The following is a 15,657-nucleotide window of genomic DNA, read 5'->3' as shown; positions in this document are numbered from 1 at the left end:
TACCTGACTGTCGTCAGCGGACTGTCATTACCTGACCAGGCAGGGCCGCTTGGGGTCGAAGGACCAGCCGTCGATGTAGTACTGCATGCCGATGCTGTCGTCACGGGCGTCCAGGCCGTGCGCCAGGTACAGCTGGTGGGCCTTGTCCAGCGCGTCCCGGTCCAGTTCGATGCCCAGGCCGGGGGCGTCCGGAACCTCGATGGCGCCACCCTTCATCTGCAGCGGTTCCTTGGTGAGGCCCTGGCCGTCCTGCCAGATCCAGTGCGTGTCCAGCGCCGTGATCTCGCCCGGTGCCGCAGCGCCGGTGTGGGTGAACATGGCCAGCGAGATGTCGAAGTGGTTGTTCGAGTGCGAACCCCAGGTGAGGCCGAACTCGTTGCACAGCTGGGCCACGCGGACCGAGCCGTGCATGGTCCAGAAGTGCGGATCGGCCAGCGGAATGTCCACGGCGTTGCTGCGGATGGCGTGCGACATCTCGCGCCAGTCCGTGGCGATCATGTTGGTGGCGGTCTTCAGCCCGGTGGCCCGGCGGAACTCGGCCATGACCTCGCGGCCGGAGAACCGGCCTTCGGCACCGCACGGGTCCTCCGCGTAGGCAACGACGCCCTGCATCCGCCTGCCCAGCCGGATTGCCTCGTCCAGGAGCCAGCCGCCGTTCGGATCGAGCGTCACCCGGGCTTCCGGGAAGCGCTTGGCCAGGGCGGTCACAACGTCCACTTCGTCGTCCCCGGACAGCACGCCGCCCTTGAGCTTGAAGTCGGAGAAGCCGTAGCGTTCCTGGGCTGCTTCGGCGAGGGCGACGACGGCTTCCGGAGTCATGGCCTCCTGCCGGCGGAGCTTCTCCCAGCGGTCAGCCGGGGCATCCTCCACGAGGTAAGGCAGGTCGGTGCGGGCGTGGTCGCCGACGAAGAACAGGTAGCCGAGCATCGGGACAGACGTCCGCTGCTGGCCGTCGCCGAGCAGTTCGGCAACGGGAACGCCCAGGTACTGGCCGTGCAGGTCCAGCAGCGCCGACTCGACGGCGGTAACGGCGTGGACCGTGGTGCGCAGGTCGAAGGTCTGCAGGCCCCGGCCACCGGCGTCGCGGTCCGCGAACTGTGACGCGACCTCGCGCAGGAGCGAGCGGTAGCGGGCCACCGGCTTGCCCTTGATCAGGGCGCCGGCTTCCTCGATGGTGGTGCGGATCTTCTCGCCGCCGGGAACCTCGCCCAGGCCGGTGCGGCCGTCGGAGTCGGTAATGATCACAACGTTGCGGGTGAAGAAGGGGCCGTGCGCGCCGCTGAGGTTCATCAGCATGCTGTCATGGCCCGCAACCGGCACTACTTCGATGGCGGCAATGGCTGGCGCGTTGCTCATGCGTCGATCTCTGCTTTCTCTGCGGCGGCTTCCACAAGGCCGTCGATCCTGCGGTTCAGGTGCCACGGGTTGTCGTCCTGCAGCGGTGCGGGGAGGAGTTCCTGGGGGATGTTCTGGTAGGCGACGGGGCGCAGGAAGCGGTTGATGGCGAGGGTGCCGACGGAGGTGGTTCGGGAATCGGAGGTGGCGGGGAACGGGCCGCCGTGGACCATGGCGCGGCCGACTTCGACCCCGGTGGGCCAGCCGTTGACGAGGATACGGCCCACCTTCTGCTCGAGGGCCGGAATCAGGGGCGCCGCCATCGGGTAATCCTCTTCGGTGAGCTGCAGCGACGCGGTGAGCTGGCCTTCGAGCCGTGCGACGGCTTCGAGGAGTTCGTCTGTACTGCCGTAGCGGATGACCAGGGACGCGGCGCCGAAGATTTCCTCGTGCAGGACGTGGTTGGTGACGAAGTCACGGACCTGGGTGCCGAAGATGGTGGGAGCCGGGGCGTTCCGGGTGGCGCCTTCGGTGCCCCTGCCGATGAGGTCCACGCCGTCAGCATTGCCAAGTGCTTCGGTGCCGGCGTTCCAGGAGTTGGCGATGCCTTCGGTGAGCATGGTCTGTCCCGGGCAGGCGGCGATGGCGCGTGCGACGGCGGCAGCGAGTTTGTCGCCTGCCTCGCCGGCGGGGGCGAACAGGAGTCCGGGAGACGTGCAGAGCTGGCCGGAGCTTCCGGTAACCGAGGCAACGTACTGCTGGGCCAGGGCGTCAATGTCGCCCTTAAGGGCGCCTTCGAAGACGAAGACGGGGTTCAGGGAGGACATTTCGGCGTAGACCGGGATCGGTTCGGGGCGGGCGGCTGCGGTCTTCATCAGGGCGATGCCCGCTGCCCGCGAGCCGGTAAAGCCCACGGCCTTGATGGCCGGGTCCGCTACGAGGGCCTGGCCGGTGCTTGCGCCCGGCCCGTACACCAGGGAGAACACGCCGGGATGGAGGTTGAAGTCCCTGACAGCCTTGGCCACTGCCTGGCCCACGAGTTCGCTGGTCCCCGGGTGGGCGTTGTGGGCCTTGAAGACGACGGGGCAGCCGGCGGCGAGGGCCGAGGCGGTGTCTCCGCCCGCCGTCGAGAAGGCCAGCGGGAAGTTGCTGGCGCCGAATACGGCAACCGGGCCGAGCGGGATCTGGCGTTGCCGGATGTCAGCGCGGGGAAGCGGAGTGCGGTCCGGGATGGCGGGGTCGATGCGGACGCCGCGGAAGTCGCCCTGGCGCACCACCTCCGCGAAGAGGCGCAGCTGGCCGGTGGTGCGGGCGCGTTCGCCTTGGAGCCGGGCGGCGGGCAGCCCGGTTTCCTGGCCTGCGCGGATGATGAGTTCGTCGCCGATGGCCTCGATGTTGTCCGCGATCGCTTCCAGGAAGGAAGCGTGGGTTTCCGGTTCAAGGGTGCTGAAGGACGGGAAGGCCTCGGCGGCGGCGGCGGTGGCCTGCTTCAGCTGCTCTTCGGTGATCAGCGAGTAGGCCGGCTCGAGCTGGTCGTTGGTGGCCGGGTTGAAACCGTTGGTGGTCTTGCCGTCGCCCACGACGGTCTGTCCGGCGATCAGGGAGTGTCCGGTGAGGGTCACGATGGTTCCTCCTGGGAAGGGATGGATCGGAAAGGGGTCAGGAAACGCGGGCGATCAGGGCCTTGAGGTCGGCCAGGTCCTGCTCTGCGAGGTTCTGCAGCGGGGGACGGACCGGGCCGGCGGGGCGGCCAATGGCGTCGAGGCCGCCCTTGACGATGGAGACAGCGTAGCCCTTCACGCGGTCGCGAATGTCCAGGTACGGGATGACGAAGTCGTTGAGCTTCCTGTTGACGGCGACACGGTCGTTGTTCCGCACGTCCTGGTAGAAGTCCAGGGCGAACTGGGGGACGAAGTTGTACATGGCGCTGGAGTAGGTGCTCATGCCCAGCTGCAGCAGCGGCAGGGCGAAGGTCTCGGCCGTGGGGAGGCCGCCCAGGTAGAAGAGCCGGTCGCCGAGCTTGGCGTAGACGCGGGCATCGTGTTCCAGGTCGCCCACGCCGTCCTTGAAACCGATGAGGTTTTCGTGTCGGTCTGCGAGGGTGGCCACCGTGCTGTCCTTGTAGATCGCGTTGGCGCGGTTGTAAATGATGACGCCCAGGGAAGTGGCGGCGCAGACTGCGCTGACGTGTTCCACGAGCCCGTCCTGGTCTGCCTCGGTGAGGTAAGGGGGGAGGAGAAGGATGCCTTCCGCGCCGGCGGCTTCGGCAGCCTTCGCGTTTTCGATGGCCTGGGCGGTCGAGCCCCCTGCCGAAGCGAGGACGGGGACCCGGCCTCCGACTTCGTCGACGGCGGTGCGCACTACACGTTCGGATTCAGCGGGAGTCAGTGAGAAACCTTCGCCGGTGCCGCCGGCCGCAAACAGGCCTGCCACCGGAAAGCTCGCCTGCCACGCCAGGTGCTTGCGGTAGTTCTCCTCGTCGAACTGCAGGTTCGCGTCGAAAGAGGTCACTGGGAAGGACAGCAGGCCTTCCTTGAGCGTGTCCGCGAGTTCCTGGGGGGTGTACTTAGCCACGGTGTGGTCCTTTGGTGTGTGCGCCGCGGGCGGCAGGCTGATAGTTCCTTCCCAGAGTAGGAGCGGCGCTGATGCCTGTCTAAGTGTATTTTGATATGCATTGATACCTTCGTTGCATCATCCGCGGGCGTTGGCTCCGGCTACTCCATTGCGAACTCCAGGTCACGCAGGAGCCGCGACAGCGCAGGATTGGTGATCCTCCGGTTCCACAGCGCATGCAACTCCACCTGCTCGTGGTCTCCGCCTTCGAGCGGAAGGAACTCAACACCACGGATGCCGAGCAGGGTTGCGGAGTGGGGCACGAACGCCAGCCCGCGCTTGGCCGCCACAAGGGAGACCATCGTGAGGATCTGGCTGACCGTGTGCACCACATTGGTGTGGCGGATGGGGAGCATGCGGACCACCAGGTCATAGAAGTAGCGGGCCTGGGTGGCCGAGTGCATGATCAGCGGCTCGTCGCTGAAATCGTCCGCGGTGATGCTGCGTCCCAGCAGCACCAGCGGGTGGCCCTCAGGTACGGCCAGCATCATGGACTCCCGGTAGAGCAGATGCGAGTCGAAGGTCTCCTGGTCGAATGGCGGCCGGGCCAGGCCCAGGTCCAATTCGCCGGTCAGCAGGCCTGCCAGCTGGTCTCCGGTCACCAGTTCCTGCAGTTCGATGTCCACGTCCGGGATGATGCCGGAGAGCTCCTCCAGCAGCGGGCCCAGGATGCTGAAGCCGCTGGCTGCGGTGAAGCCGATCCGCAGGACGCCGGATTTCCCGGAAGCGATCCGGCGTGCGGTGGCAGGCGCCCGCTCGGCGAGCGCCATTAGCCGGCGGGCCTCATCAAGGAAAGTCCGGCCGGCAGAGGTCAGCTCCACTTTCCTGTTGTCCCGCTCCAGCAGTTCGGTTCCCACGATTTTCTCCAGTTTCTGGATTTGCCGGCTCAGCGGGGGCTGCGTCATGTTCAGGCGTTCTGCCGCCCTGCCGAAGTGGAGCTCCTCCGCAACGGCGATGAAGCCGGCCAGCTGATCGAAAGTAAACATGATGCCCTCCAGGTATCAAATGATGCAGATATGGGCTTAGACAGGCATCATAGCCGCTCCCTACACTCGACACAGCGAAGCGGGGGTGACCCCCTTCACAGATGGTCCGGGCGCCCCAGCCCGCACTTGCGCATGCACCTAGGAGTTCCAATGATGCACTTCCCGTCCCGCCGCACCGTCCTCGGAACGGCGTCGGCCTTCACCCTGCTGGCACTGACAGCCTGCGGCGGCAACGTTGCCGGCGGAGCCGCTGCCGGCAACTCGTCCAAGTACCCGGCAGGGCCCGTAACAATGACCGTGGGGCAGGCCGCCGGCGGCAGCACTGACCTGATTGCCAGGGCGCTGGCAGACGGCGCCACCAAGACCCTCGGAGCCCCGATGCCCGTGGTCAACAAGCCGGGTGCCAACGGCGCCCTGGCCACCAAGGAAGTTGCCGGCAAGCCGGCCGACGGCCAGGAACTGGTCCTCCTCACGGCCTCCCTCATCACCATCACGCCCCTTGCCGTCAGCAAGGACGAGGCCGTGAACCTTGATGACCTGGACATCATCACCGGACTTTCGCAGGACGACTACGTGCTGGTGGCCAGCCAGGGCTCCGGATTCAAGAGCTTCAAGGATGTCACCGCCGCCGGCCGGAACGTCACCTTCGGCACCACCGGCGTGGGCACGGGCAGCCAGCTGGCCCAGACTGTCCTGTTCAAGCAGGCCAACGTGCAGGGCACCGACGTCCCGTTCGACAGCGGAAAGCCCGCGCTGACCGCCGTCCTGGGCAACCAGGTGGAGCTGGCCACCGTCCAGCTGGGCGAGGCCATGGCGCAGATCCAGGCCGGAAAGGTCACCCCGCTCCTGGTCTTCTCCGAAGAGCGCAACAGCTTCCTGCCCGACGTTCCGTCCGCCAAGGAAGCGGGCTACGACGTTCCCGTGGCACAGTACCGGGCCGTCGCGGCTCCCAAGGGCACCCCCCAGGAGGTCAAGGACAAGCTCGCCACGGCGTTCAAGGACACCTTCAAGACCGATGCCTACCGGGAGTTCAACAAGAAGAACCTCCTGACGCCCAAGGAGATCTCCGGCGAGGAAGTGGTGACGCAGTGGAAGGACTACGCCGCGAAGTACAAGTCCCTGGTGGAGAAGTACGGCATCAGCCTCAGCGGGAACAAGTAACGGCCATGGGGACTACTCCAGCAGTGGCCGCCGGGCCGGGCGGCAGCTCCGCCGTACAGCCCGGCGGTGACGGCCAGGACGACCTGCCCGATGCCCTGACCCCTGAAGAACTGGCTGCGCAGTGGGAGGAGGAAAAGCCTCCCGCTGCGGGCCCGCTCGCCAACGCTGCCTCTTCCCTGGTGGTGCTCGCCGTCGGAATCGGGGCCCTGGCGCTGTCCGTGTCCATGGGCCTTGGCACTCCGGAAAAGCCCGAACCGGGGCTGTGGCCCTTCCTGACCAGCTGCGTGATGGTGGCCCTGGCCATCTTCCAGCTGGTTTGGGGCCGGCACAACCGGGACGCGGAGAAATTCACCCGGATGTCCTTCGCGCCGCTGACTGGCCTGGCCACGCTGGCCGCCATGGTGGCGCTGATGCCCGTGATCGGCTTCGAAATCCCCTCCCTCATCCTGTGCATCATCTGGATGAAGTTCCTGGGCAGCGAGACCTGGCGCTCCACCCTCCTCATCAGCACCATCGTCGTCGCGGCGTTCTACGGGATCTTCGTCCTGGCCCTCGGCACCTCCATTCCCCACCTCTTCTAGGAGACCACCGTGGATTTCTTCAATCCTGTGATCAACGGTTTTTCCGTCGTCCTGGAACCAATGAACCTTCTCTACTGCCTGATCGGCGTGGTGATCGGCATGCTGATCGGCGTGCTGCCCGGGCTTGGCCCGGCCGCCACCATCGCCATCCTGTTGCCGCTGACCTACAGCGTGGAGCCGGTCACCGCCATCATCATGCTTGCCGGCATCTTCTACGGCGCCCAGTACGGCGGCACCATCACGTCCGTCCTGCTCCGGCTTCCGGGTGAGGCGTCATCGGTGGTGACCGTCTTCGACGGGTACCAGATGGCAAGGCAAGGCAGGGCCGGGACGGCCCTCGGCCTGGCGGCCATCGGTTCCTTCATCGGCGGAACCGCCGCCATCATCGGCCTGACCTTCCTGGCCCCGGTGGTGGCCGGCTTCGCGCTCGACTTCGGGCCTGCCGAATACTCGGCCCTGGCGCTGCTGGGCATCCTGCTGGTGGCCACCATCAGCGGTGGCGCCAAGGCCAAGGCGCTCATCGCCGCCGCCGTCGGACTCCTGCTCGCCACCGTCGGCCGGGACGTCTTTACCGGTGAAAGCCGCTTCACCTTCGGCAGCCTGCAGCTCGCGGACGGGATCGACTTCGTGCCCATCGCGATGGGCCTCTTCGGCCTGGGCGAGATCCTCTACAACCTCGAGGAGCGGCACCGGGCGGCCAAGGCGCCGTCGAAGGTCTCCAATGTCTGGCCCTCCAGGTCGGACCTTAAGCAGGCGTCCGGCGCCATTACCCGAGGCTCGGTCCTGGGCTTCTTCCTGGGCATCCTGCCTGGCGGCGGCGCCACCATCGCCTCCATGGCCTCGTATGCCATGGAGAAGAAGCGGGCCAAGCAGCCGGAACGGTTCGGCAAGGGCGCGCCGGAAGGCGTGGCGGGCCCGGAAACAGCGAACAATGCGGCAGCAACGTCGTCGTTCATCCCGCTGCTGACCCTGGGCATCCCCGCCAACGCCACCATGGCACTGATGTTCGGCGCGCTGCTGATCCAGGGCGTGACGCCGGGGCCGCAGCTGGTGGAGCAGAACCCGGACCTCTTCTGGGGCGTGGTCAACTCCATGTACATCGGCAACATCCTGCTGCTGATCATGAGCCTGCCGCTGGTGGGCATCTTCGTCCGGATCCTCCGCGTCCGGGCGGCAATCCTGGCGCCCATCACCGCCCTGATCACGCTGCTGGGTGCCTACACCATCAACAACAGCATGTTCGACGTGACCCTGGTGGTCTTCTTCGGCGTACTGGGCTACCTGATGAAGAAGTTCGGCTTCGAACCCGGACCGCTGGTCCTGGCGTTCGTCCTGGGTGAGCTGCTGGAGAGCTCGCTGCGGCGCTCGCTGCTGGTTTTCGGCGGCGACCCCACCGGGTTCTTCACCCGCCCCATTTCGGCAACACTGCTGGTGGTCTTCATCCTGGTGGCCGTGCTGCCGGGCATCCGCAGCATGGTGGGCAAGCGCAAAGGCACGACGGCGGCAGCCGCGTCCGCCGGGAACGGCAGCAACCAGAACATCAAGGAGAAGGTATGAGCATCATCGTCGGGTTCGTTCCCACACCGGCCGGCGAGGCAGCCCTCGCCGCAGGCATTGCCGAAGCACAGCTCCGGCAAAAGGACCTGTACATCGTGAACTCCGCCCGCCAGGGCGCACTGGTGGACAAGTCCGTGGCCCCGGAGGATGTCCTGGCCCAGGCCGCGAAAAAGGCGGCCGACGCCGGCGTCACCGCCACCGTCATCCAGCCGCCGTACGAGCATGACCTCGCGGATGAGTTCCTGGACGTGGCAAGGGAGGTGGACGCTTCGCTGATCGTGATCGGCCTGCGTCACCGCACCCAGGTGGGCAAGTTCATCCTGGGCAGCCACGCCCAGCAGATCCTCATGCAGGCGGACCGGCCGGTGCTGGCGGTCAAGGCCGGCGCTGTGCGTTCTTGAGGCGCAGGCGTTCTATGCCAGTTGCCCGTCCTTGACCAGTGCATCAAGGATGGGCAGCTGGCCCTTGACGAGTTTTAGCCGTGCCTCCTGTTCGGGGAACCAGCGGGCGTCGTCGATTTCGGGGTAGTGCTCGATCCTGCCGGACCCTTTGGGCCATTCCAGCGGAAAAGTGTTGCTGCTGATCACGGCCGGAGCGAAGTCCGCTTCCGCCGCGAAGACTGTGATGAGCTTTCCCGACGGTTGCCGGAACTCGCCAAGCAGCCGGTATTCGGCCTCCGGGGCCGCGGTGCCCATCTCCTCGGCGAACTCGCGCAGTGCGGCGGCGCGTGGATCCTCACCCTCGCTGTATTCGCCCTTTGGGAGTGACCAGGCGTGCGCGTCCTTGCGGGCCCAGAACGGGCCGCCCATGTGGGCGATCCACACGTGCAGCCCGTCCCTGGCGCCGGCGGGGGCGGCCGGGTCCTGGCGGTACAGCAGAATGGCGGCACTGCGAATGGGCATTGATCCTCCAAGAAAGGCAGTCTGAACAGGAAGTGAAGTTGCCGTCCGCCGTTAACGTGGAGTTCACGGCCCTGCTTTAGGTTATTCCTTCAGGCACTCCGCCAGGCACTCTGGTCGAAAGGGACGGGACCACTCATGGCCAACATTGCCGAAGTTTTGGGACGGCTTACACCGGAAGAAGTAGATGAGCTGCGCAGCCTTGGTCCGCAGGGGCACCTGCCGCGGCATCTGGTGGATGCCCTGGACCGTGCAGCCGGGGGAGCAGGTTCGGGCCGCGGCTACTACGTGCCCACCGGAAACGTGAGCGCCACCGGTGGCCCCCTCCTGGTGCTGCGCAGCGACGTCTCCGGCTGGCTCTTCAACTCCCACCGCGGAGATCCCGATTCGCTGCCACGGCACGACAGTTAGCCTGGCGGACGGCTGCCACTGCCAGGCAGCCAAAGCCGCTAGCCGATCAGGAGGCTGAGCGCTTCCGTCAGGTGCTCCACTTCCCGGACCGAAAACCCCGCAGGAACCGGGCCGGGTCCGGTGTGGCTGGCTGGAACCACGGCGTGGGTGAATCCCAGCCGGTGCGCCTCCTGGATGCGCTGGTTGATGCCCGGTACCGGCCGCACCTCGCCGGCCAGACCCACCTCACCGAAGGCAATCAGCCGGATGGGAAGGGGCTTGCGGGCCTTTGCCGAGGCCACGGCAAGGGCCACGGCGAGGTCCGTGGCCGGTTCGCTGAGTTTCACCCCGCCCACGGTGGCAACGTACGAATCGTCCTTGTGCAGCAGGGTCCCTGCGCGTTGCTGCAGCACGGCCAGGAGCATGGACACGCGGGAACTGTCCAGCCCGCTGGTGGCCCGGCGGGGCTGTGAGTTGGGGCTTTCGGCGAGCAGTGACTGCACCTCTGCCAGCAGGGGGCGTCGGCCCTCCATAGTGACCGTGATGCAGGTTCCGGAAACCGGCTCCTTGGTGCGGCTGACGAACAGGCCGCTGGGATCGGCCAGGCCCTCGATGCCGTTCTCATTGAGGTCGAAGCAGCCCACGTCATCGGTGGGACCGTACCGGTTCTTGACGGCCCTAAGCAGCCGCAGCCGGGAATGCCGCTCACCCTCGAACTGGCACACCACATCCACCAGGTGTTCCAGCAGCCGCGGCCCGGCGATGGAACCGTCCTTGGTAACGTGGCCCACCAGCAGGGTGGTCATGTTCCGCCGCTTGGCTGCGGCAATGATGGACGCGGCCACTTCACGGACCTGGGACACGCCTCCGGCGCTGCCGTCCACGTCCGCGCTGCTGAGGGTCTGCACCGAGTCCACGATCAGGAGCCGCGGTTCGATCTTCTCGACCTGCCCGAGGGCCTGGCCAAGGTCCGTTTCGGCGGACAGATACAGGGATTCGGCGACGGCGTCGATCCGCTCCGCGCGCAGCTTCACCTGGGCGGCCGACTCTTCGCCGGTGACATAGAGGACGTCCTGGGCAGTCCGCGCGAACTTCGCGGCAACGTCCAGCAGCAGGGTGGACTTTCCCACACCGGGCTCACCCGCCAGCAGGATGACGGCGCCGGGAACCAGGCCGCCGCCCAGCACCCGGTCCAGCTCGTCCACCCCGGTGGGCAGGAACGCCGCCGTGGTGGCGTCGACGTCCGCGATCCGCCGTGCGGGCTCTACGACGGTTGTGGCCGCCGTGGTCCGCGCCACCGCCGTGCCCGTCTCCTCAACCGTGCCCCACGCCTGGCACTCGCCGCAGCGGCCCACCCATTTAACCGTGGTCCAGCCGCATTCGGCGCACTTGTATGCCGGCGCCTTGGAGGCCCGCGAAGTCTTTGTTGCCATGCGTTCAACCCTAGCGGCGGGCCCCGACAATTCCCGCCCGCCAGCGCCTACAGTGCCGGCAGCACGTCCCTGGCTTCGTCCGCGTCCATGCCCGTCGCCTCGAGCAGGTCCACCATCAGCGGCCGGAACAGCATCACCACGGTTTCGCCCTCCAGCCGCTGCACCTCCAACAGCTTGGGGTGCAGGCGCAGGGCGATTTCGCTCAGGTCGCGGCGGGCAGTTCGCAGGTGGGCGCGGCGGACGCCGTCGTGCGATTCCGCGAGGCCCAGCGAAAGCTCGTCAATGGCGGCAGCGGTCTCCTGCAGCACCTCGGCGATGCTGTCCGTCGCCTCGTCCGAGAGGGCGGCATGGTTGATGGCGCTGGTCAGCCGCCGCGCAAACACGCGGCTGTTCCGCAGCGCCAGGTCGATGAAGTCCAGCGACTGCTTGAGCCGGTCCAGTTCATCCCGGTGCCGGCGGTAGGCAGGGGCCAGCGTGGCAACCTCGCCCGAGGCCCGCAGCGACTGCCGCATGGCGTCCACCAGGGGCTGGCAGTTCCGGCCGCGGATCAGCGCGTGCCAGGCCTGGGTCGAGTCACTGTTTACCAGCGCATCGGCGCACTCCCGCAGCACTTCTGCCAGTTCGTGCAGCAGTTTCTGGACGTCGCGGCGCGGTTCCCGGCGCGGGTCCTTGGGCATGAGGATGGTCACCAGCAGCGCGCAGAGGCCGCCCACCACGGCGTCGATGCTGCGGGTGAAAGGGCCGCCCGCGGGCGCCGGCAGCAGCACCACCAGCAGCGACTGCAGCCCCAGCTGGGTGGTGAAGATGGTGCCGCTGTCCAGGAAGCGGGCCAGCAGGATGGAGAAGAGAAGGACGACGGCGGCCTGCCAGATTCCGCTGCCCAGCCAGTGCAGGAGCAGGTCGCCCACCGCGATGCCGATCGTGCAGCCCAGGCCCACTTCCACCACCCGCCGCAGGCGTGGCTCCCGCGAGAACCCAAGGGCGATGAGGGAGGACGTGGCGGCGAAGAGCGGCCCGCTGTGCCCGAGCACGTATTCGGCGAAGGCGTAGGCCGCAACCGCGCAGATGGTCATCTGGATGGCAGGAACCAGGGAGTTCCGGCTCCGGATCAGTCCCGTCCGGACGCGGCCGTGCAGGAACCGCCTGCCTGCTGAAAGTCCTGCTGCTGGAGCCATGCGGTTCAGTCTATTTGCTGGCGGTCTGTTTACATTTCGTGCCGCGCATTAGGGCCGGACATGTGATCCGCGCAATGGTGACCCGGCATTTGTCAGCCAATATCCCGCCGTCGTTAATCCTCCGTTCACTTTGTTCAGCCCATCCCGTTACCTGCGGCCCATAACTTTCTTGAAGGTACACAACGTACGCATCGCGCAGCAGGGTTCTCCGTCCCTGTCCCGCACCTGAATAACCCTGGAAGGGGTACATCTAGTGAAGGCACTTCGCTTCGGCCGCCACGCGGCTATCGCTGTCATCGCAGCCGGCGCACTCGCGCTCAGCGCCTGCGGTTCAGACAACGCCACGGGCACCGCGCCTGCCGGCAGCCAGTCAGCCGGCGGCACCAAGGTCACCGGTACCCTGACCGGCATCGGCTCCTCCGCACAGGGCGCCGCCATGGACGCGTGGAAGACCAACTTCGCTTCCGCCAGCTCCGGCGCCACCGTGCAGTACTCCCCGGACGGCTCCGGTGCAGGCCGCAAGGCCATCCTGGACGGCTCGGCCCAGTTCGCCGGTTCCGACGCCTACCTCAAGGATGACGAATACGCCTCCTCCAAGTCCGTCTGCGGGCCTGACGGTGCCATCAACGTCCCGGTTTACATGTCCCCGATCGCCGTGGCCTTCAACGTTCCCGGCGTCACGGACCTGAAGCTGGACGCCACCACCGTCGCCAAGATCTTCCGCGGCCAGATCGCCAAGTGGAACGACCCCGCCATCGCCGCCCTGAACGCCGGCGTCTCCCTGCCCGACCTCAAGGTCACTCCGGTGAACCGCTCCGACGACTCGGGCACCACCCAGAACTTCACCGACTACCTGGCCGCCGCAGCCTCCGACGTCTGGACCGACAAGGCCGCCGGCATCTGGCCCGCCAGCCTCCAGGGTGAAAACGCCAAGGGAACCTCCGGTGTGGTCAAGACCGTGACGGACACCCCCGGTGCCGTGACCTACGCCGATGACTCCGCCGTGAGCGGCAAGTTGGGTGTGGCCCAGATCAAGGTTGGCGATTCCTTCACCAAGATCTCCGCCGATGCCGCCGCCAAGGCCGTGGACGCCGGCAAGCCCGTTGCAGGCCGCGCCGCCAACGATGCGTCCATTCAGCTGGACCGCAAGACCACCATCGCAGGCGCCTACCCGATCGTGCTGGTGTCCTTCCACATCCTGTGCACCACCTACGACAAGCAGGAGACCGTTGACCTGGTCAAGGCCTTCGAGCACTACGTGGTTTCGAACGAAGGCCAGAAGGCCGCAGCAGAGTCGGCCAAGTCCGCTCCGCTGTCCTCGGACCTGGCAGCCAAGGCTGCCAAGGCCATCGACTCGATCAAGGTCAAGTCCTAACTATTGACGTAAAACCTGGTTCCCCGCCTGCCGGAAGGCAGTGCGGGGAACTTGGCTTTGCACCCCGCATCCCCACTCCAGCAACGAATCGAAGGGCCGTCGAATGACCGCCACCTCCCTGACCAGTACCCAGGGCGCCGGGCGCGCCGGGGACAAAGTCTTTTCCGGCGCCACGCTGGCAGCCGGGTGCCTGATCCTCGCCGTCCTCTTCGGCGTCGCGCTCTTCCTGGTGGTCCAGGCAATTCCGGCGCTGACCGCGCCTGCCGACAAAATCCAGGGCGGCCAGGGCTTCTTCGCCTATATCTGGCCCATCGTGATCGGCACCCTCATCGCGGCCGTCATTGCGCTGGTGATCGCCACCCCCATCGCCATCGGGGTGGCGCTGTTCATCTCGCACTTCGCGCCCCGTGGCCTGGCCTCCGGACTCGGCTACGTCGTGGACCTGCTCGCCGCCATCCCCTCAGTGGTCTACGGTGCCTGGGGGGCTGCGTTCCTGGCCAAGCAAATTTCACCGGCCTACGGCTGGCTGGCGGCAAACATGGGCTGGCTCCCCATTTTCCAGGGCCCGGCCTCCACCACCGGCAAGACCATCCTCACCGCAGGCATCGTCCTGGCGGTCATGATCCTGCCGATCATCACCTCGCTGTCGCGCGAAATTTTCCTGCAGACCCCCAAGCTGCATGAAGAAGCCGCACTGGCGCTGGGCGCCACCCGCTGGGAAATGATCAAGATGGCGGTGCTGCCCTTCGCCCGTCCGGGCATCATCAGCGCCGTCATGCTGGGCCTGGGCCGTGCGCTGGGTGAAACCATGGCCGTCGCCCTGGTGCTTTCCTCCGGTGCCCTGACTGCCAGCCTGATCCAGTCCGGGAACCAGACCATCGCTGCCGAGATTGCCCTGAACTTCCCCGAAGCCGGGGGCCTCAAGGTCAGCACACTGATCGCTGCCGGCCTGGTGCTGTTCGTCATCACCCTGGCCGTGAACATGATCGCCCGCTGGGTCATCACCCGGCACAAAGAATTCTCGGGAGCCAACTAAATGACCTCCACCCTTACCCCCGTCCGCAGCAAGAGGTCGGCGCTGACCAAGGGCCAGCTGCCCAAGTACGCGCCCTATGCCGTGCTCGCTGCGGCCCTGATCGTCGGCGCCGCCATCCTTGCGCTGGTTGGTTTCAACCCGTTCGGCTGGGGCGTGGTCTCCGCGATCCTGTTCGCCGTGGGACTGGTGTCCTGGAGCGCCGCCGTGGAAGGCTCCCGCAAAGCCAAGGACAAACTGGCCACCTGCCTGGTGGTGGGCTCATTCCTGGTGGCGCTGCTGCCCCTGGTTTCGGTAATCTGGACCGTCCTGGTCAACGGCGCGCCGGGGCTCGTCACGCCGGGGTTCCTGACGAACTCCATGAACGGGGTCACCGGTTCCTTCGACAATAAAGCCGTGGAGAGCGGCGGCCCCGTGCTGGGCGGCATCTACCACGCCCTCCTGGGCACCGTGCAGATCACGCTGCTGGCCACCGTGATCTCCGTTCCCGTGGGGCTGCTCACCGCCATCTACCTGGTGGAGTACGGCAACGACGGCCGCCTGGCCAAGGCGATCACGTTCTTCGTGGACGTCATGACCGGCATCCCCTCCATCGTGGCCGGCCTGTTCGCTGCCGCGTTCTTCTTCGTGGTCGTAGGGCCAGGCACCAAGACGGGTGCGGTGGCCGCCGTCGCGCTTTCGGTGCTCATGATCCCCGTGGTGGTCCGCTCCAGCGAGGAAATGCTCAAGATCGTCCCCAACGAACTCCGCGAGGCCGCCTACGCCCTGGGCGTGCGCAAATGGCGGACCATCCTCAAGGTGGTTATTCCGACGGCGATTTCCGGCATTGCATCCGGCGTCACCCTGGCGATCGCCCGGGTCATCGGCGAGACGGCGCCCATCCTGGTCACCGCCGGGTTTGCCACCAGCATCAACTCGAACGTGTTCGGCGGCTGGATGGCTTCGCTGCCCACGTTTATCTACACCCAGATCCTCAACCCCACCTCGCCCTCCAACCCGGACCCGTCCTCGCAGCGGGCCTGGGGCGCGGCGCTGGTGCTGATCATCCTGGTGATGGTCCTGAACCTGGTGGCCCGCCTCATCGCCAGGCTCTTCGCCCCGAAAACCGGCCGGTAACCG

At 66.8% G+C, this 15,657-nt stretch carries 15 protein-coding genes; 8 read left to right on the top strand and 7 right to left on the bottom strand.

Annotated features, from left to right (window positions below; genetic code table 11):
* Positions 1 to 27: 27 nt before the first annotated feature.
* The 4 genes from Q9R31_RS08520 to Q9R31_RS08505 all read right to left on the bottom strand — a co-directional run bounded on the left by Q9R31_RS08520 (position 28) and on the right by Q9R31_RS08505 (position 4,934).
* A complete protein-coding gene (locus Q9R31_RS08520; protein WP_311262287.1) occupies positions 28 to 1,356 on the bottom strand; it encodes an enolase C-terminal domain-like protein in 1,329 nt (442 codons plus the stop codon).
* Entirely contained in the window at positions 1,353 to 2,957 is a 1,605-nt protein-coding gene (locus Q9R31_RS08515; protein WP_311262286.1) for an aldehyde dehydrogenase (NADP(+)), read from the bottom strand. The genes Q9R31_RS08520 and Q9R31_RS08515 overlap by 4 nt, the downstream gene beginning before the upstream one ends.
* Positions 2,958 to 2,994: 37 nt before the next feature.
* On the bottom strand, positions 2,995 to 3,909 hold the full coding sequence (kdgD, locus tag Q9R31_RS08510; RefSeq protein WP_311262285.1) for a 5-dehydro-4-deoxyglucarate dehydratase: 915 nt from the start codon (positions 3,907 to 3,909) through the stop codon (positions 2,995 to 2,997).
* A gap of 140 nt (positions 3,910 to 4,049) precedes the next feature.
* Complete coding sequence (locus Q9R31_RS08505; protein WP_311262284.1) at positions 4,050 to 4,934, bottom strand: LysR family transcriptional regulator; 885 nt, start codon at positions 4,932 to 4,934, stop codon at positions 4,050 to 4,052.
* A 150-nt stretch (positions 4,935 to 5,084) separates the two neighbouring features.
* Between Q9R31_RS08505 and Q9R31_RS08500 the strand changes: the two genes are divergently transcribed.
* The 4 genes from Q9R31_RS08500 to Q9R31_RS08485 are packed head-to-tail and all read left to right on the top strand — an operon-like array spanning position 5,085 to position 8,634.
* The gene (locus tag Q9R31_RS08500; protein WP_311262283.1) at positions 5,085 to 6,095 is read left to right on the top strand and encodes a tripartite tricarboxylate transporter substrate binding protein; all 1,011 of its coding nucleotides are present in this window, start codon (positions 5,085 to 5,087) and stop codon (positions 6,093 to 6,095) included.
* A 5-nt stretch (positions 6,096 to 6,100) separates the two neighbouring features.
* The gene (locus tag Q9R31_RS08495; protein ID WP_311262282.1) at positions 6,101 to 6,676 is read left to right on the top strand and encodes a tripartite tricarboxylate transporter TctB family protein; all 576 of its coding nucleotides are present in this window, start codon (positions 6,101 to 6,103) and stop codon (positions 6,674 to 6,676) included.
* Positions 6,677 to 6,685: 9 nt separating this feature from the next.
* A complete protein-coding gene (locus tag Q9R31_RS08490) occupies positions 6,686 to 8,233 on the top strand; it encodes a tripartite tricarboxylate transporter permease (RefSeq protein WP_311262281.1) in 1,548 nt (515 codons plus the stop codon).
* Entirely contained in the window at positions 8,230 to 8,634 is a 405-nt protein-coding gene (locus tag Q9R31_RS08485) for a universal stress protein (RefSeq protein ID WP_311262280.1), read from the top strand. The genes Q9R31_RS08490 and Q9R31_RS08485 overlap by 4 nt, the downstream gene beginning before the upstream one ends.
* A gap of 12 nt (positions 8,635 to 8,646) precedes the next feature.
* Here Q9R31_RS08485 and Q9R31_RS08480 read toward each other — a convergent pair whose 3' ends face one another.
* Positions 8,647 to 9,135 carry an NUDIX domain-containing protein gene (locus tag Q9R31_RS08480; RefSeq protein ID WP_311262279.1) on the bottom strand — a complete coding sequence of 163 codons (489 nt, stop codon included), beginning with the start codon at positions 9,133 to 9,135 and terminating at the stop codon, positions 8,647 to 8,649.
* Between the two features lie 135 nt (positions 9,136 to 9,270).
* Between Q9R31_RS08480 and Q9R31_RS08475 the strand changes: the two genes are divergently transcribed.
* Positions 9,271 to 9,543 carry a hypothetical protein gene (locus Q9R31_RS08475; protein WP_311262278.1) on the top strand — a complete coding sequence of 91 codons (273 nt, stop codon included), beginning with the start codon at positions 9,271 to 9,273 and terminating at the stop codon, positions 9,541 to 9,543.
* A gap of 38 nt (positions 9,544 to 9,581) precedes the next feature.
* On the opposite strand, the gene radA is transcribed toward Q9R31_RS08475, so the two are convergent.
* Both radA and Q9R31_RS08465 read right to left on the bottom strand, forming a co-directional pair.
* On the bottom strand, positions 9,582 to 10,955 hold the full coding sequence (gene radA, locus Q9R31_RS08470; protein WP_188572709.1) for a DNA repair protein RadA: 1,374 nt from the start codon (positions 10,953 to 10,955) through the stop codon (positions 9,582 to 9,584).
* A 47-nt stretch (positions 10,956 to 11,002) separates the two neighbouring features.
* Complete coding sequence (locus tag Q9R31_RS08465; RefSeq protein WP_311262277.1) at positions 11,003 to 12,130, bottom strand: FUSC family protein; 1,128 nt, start codon at positions 12,128 to 12,130, stop codon at positions 11,003 to 11,005.
* Positions 12,131 to 12,383: 253 nt separating this feature from the next.
* On the opposite strand from Q9R31_RS08465, the gene pstS reads away from it, so the two are divergent.
* The 3 genes from pstS to pstA all read left to right on the top strand — a co-directional run bounded on the left by pstS (position 12,384) and on the right by pstA (position 15,654).
* Positions 12,384 to 13,505, top strand: coding sequence for a phosphate ABC transporter substrate-binding protein PstS (pstS, locus tag Q9R31_RS08460; protein WP_311262276.1), 1,122 nt, complete (start codon positions 12,384 to 12,386; stop codon positions 13,503 to 13,505).
* Positions 13,506 to 13,608: 103 nt separating this feature from the next.
* Positions 13,609 to 14,541 (top strand): phosphate ABC transporter permease subunit PstC, encoded by a 933-nt coding sequence (pstC, locus tag Q9R31_RS08455; RefSeq protein WP_311262275.1) that lies wholly within the window; start codon positions 13,609 to 13,611, stop codon positions 14,539 to 14,541.
* Entirely contained in the window at positions 14,542 to 15,654 is a 1,113-nt protein-coding gene (pstA, locus tag Q9R31_RS08450; protein WP_311262274.1) for a phosphate ABC transporter permease PstA, read from the top strand.
* Positions 15,655 to 15,657 lie beyond the last annotated feature (3 nt).

The sequence above is a fragment of the Pseudarthrobacter sp. BRE9 genome (assembly GCF_031844305.1).
In the GTDB taxonomy this organism is placed as follows: domain Bacteria; phylum Actinomycetota; class Actinomycetes; order Actinomycetales; family Micrococcaceae; genus Arthrobacter.
The sequence above is the reverse complement of the archived record's forward strand: the minus strand, read 5'-3'. Positions and strand labels throughout refer to the sequence as shown.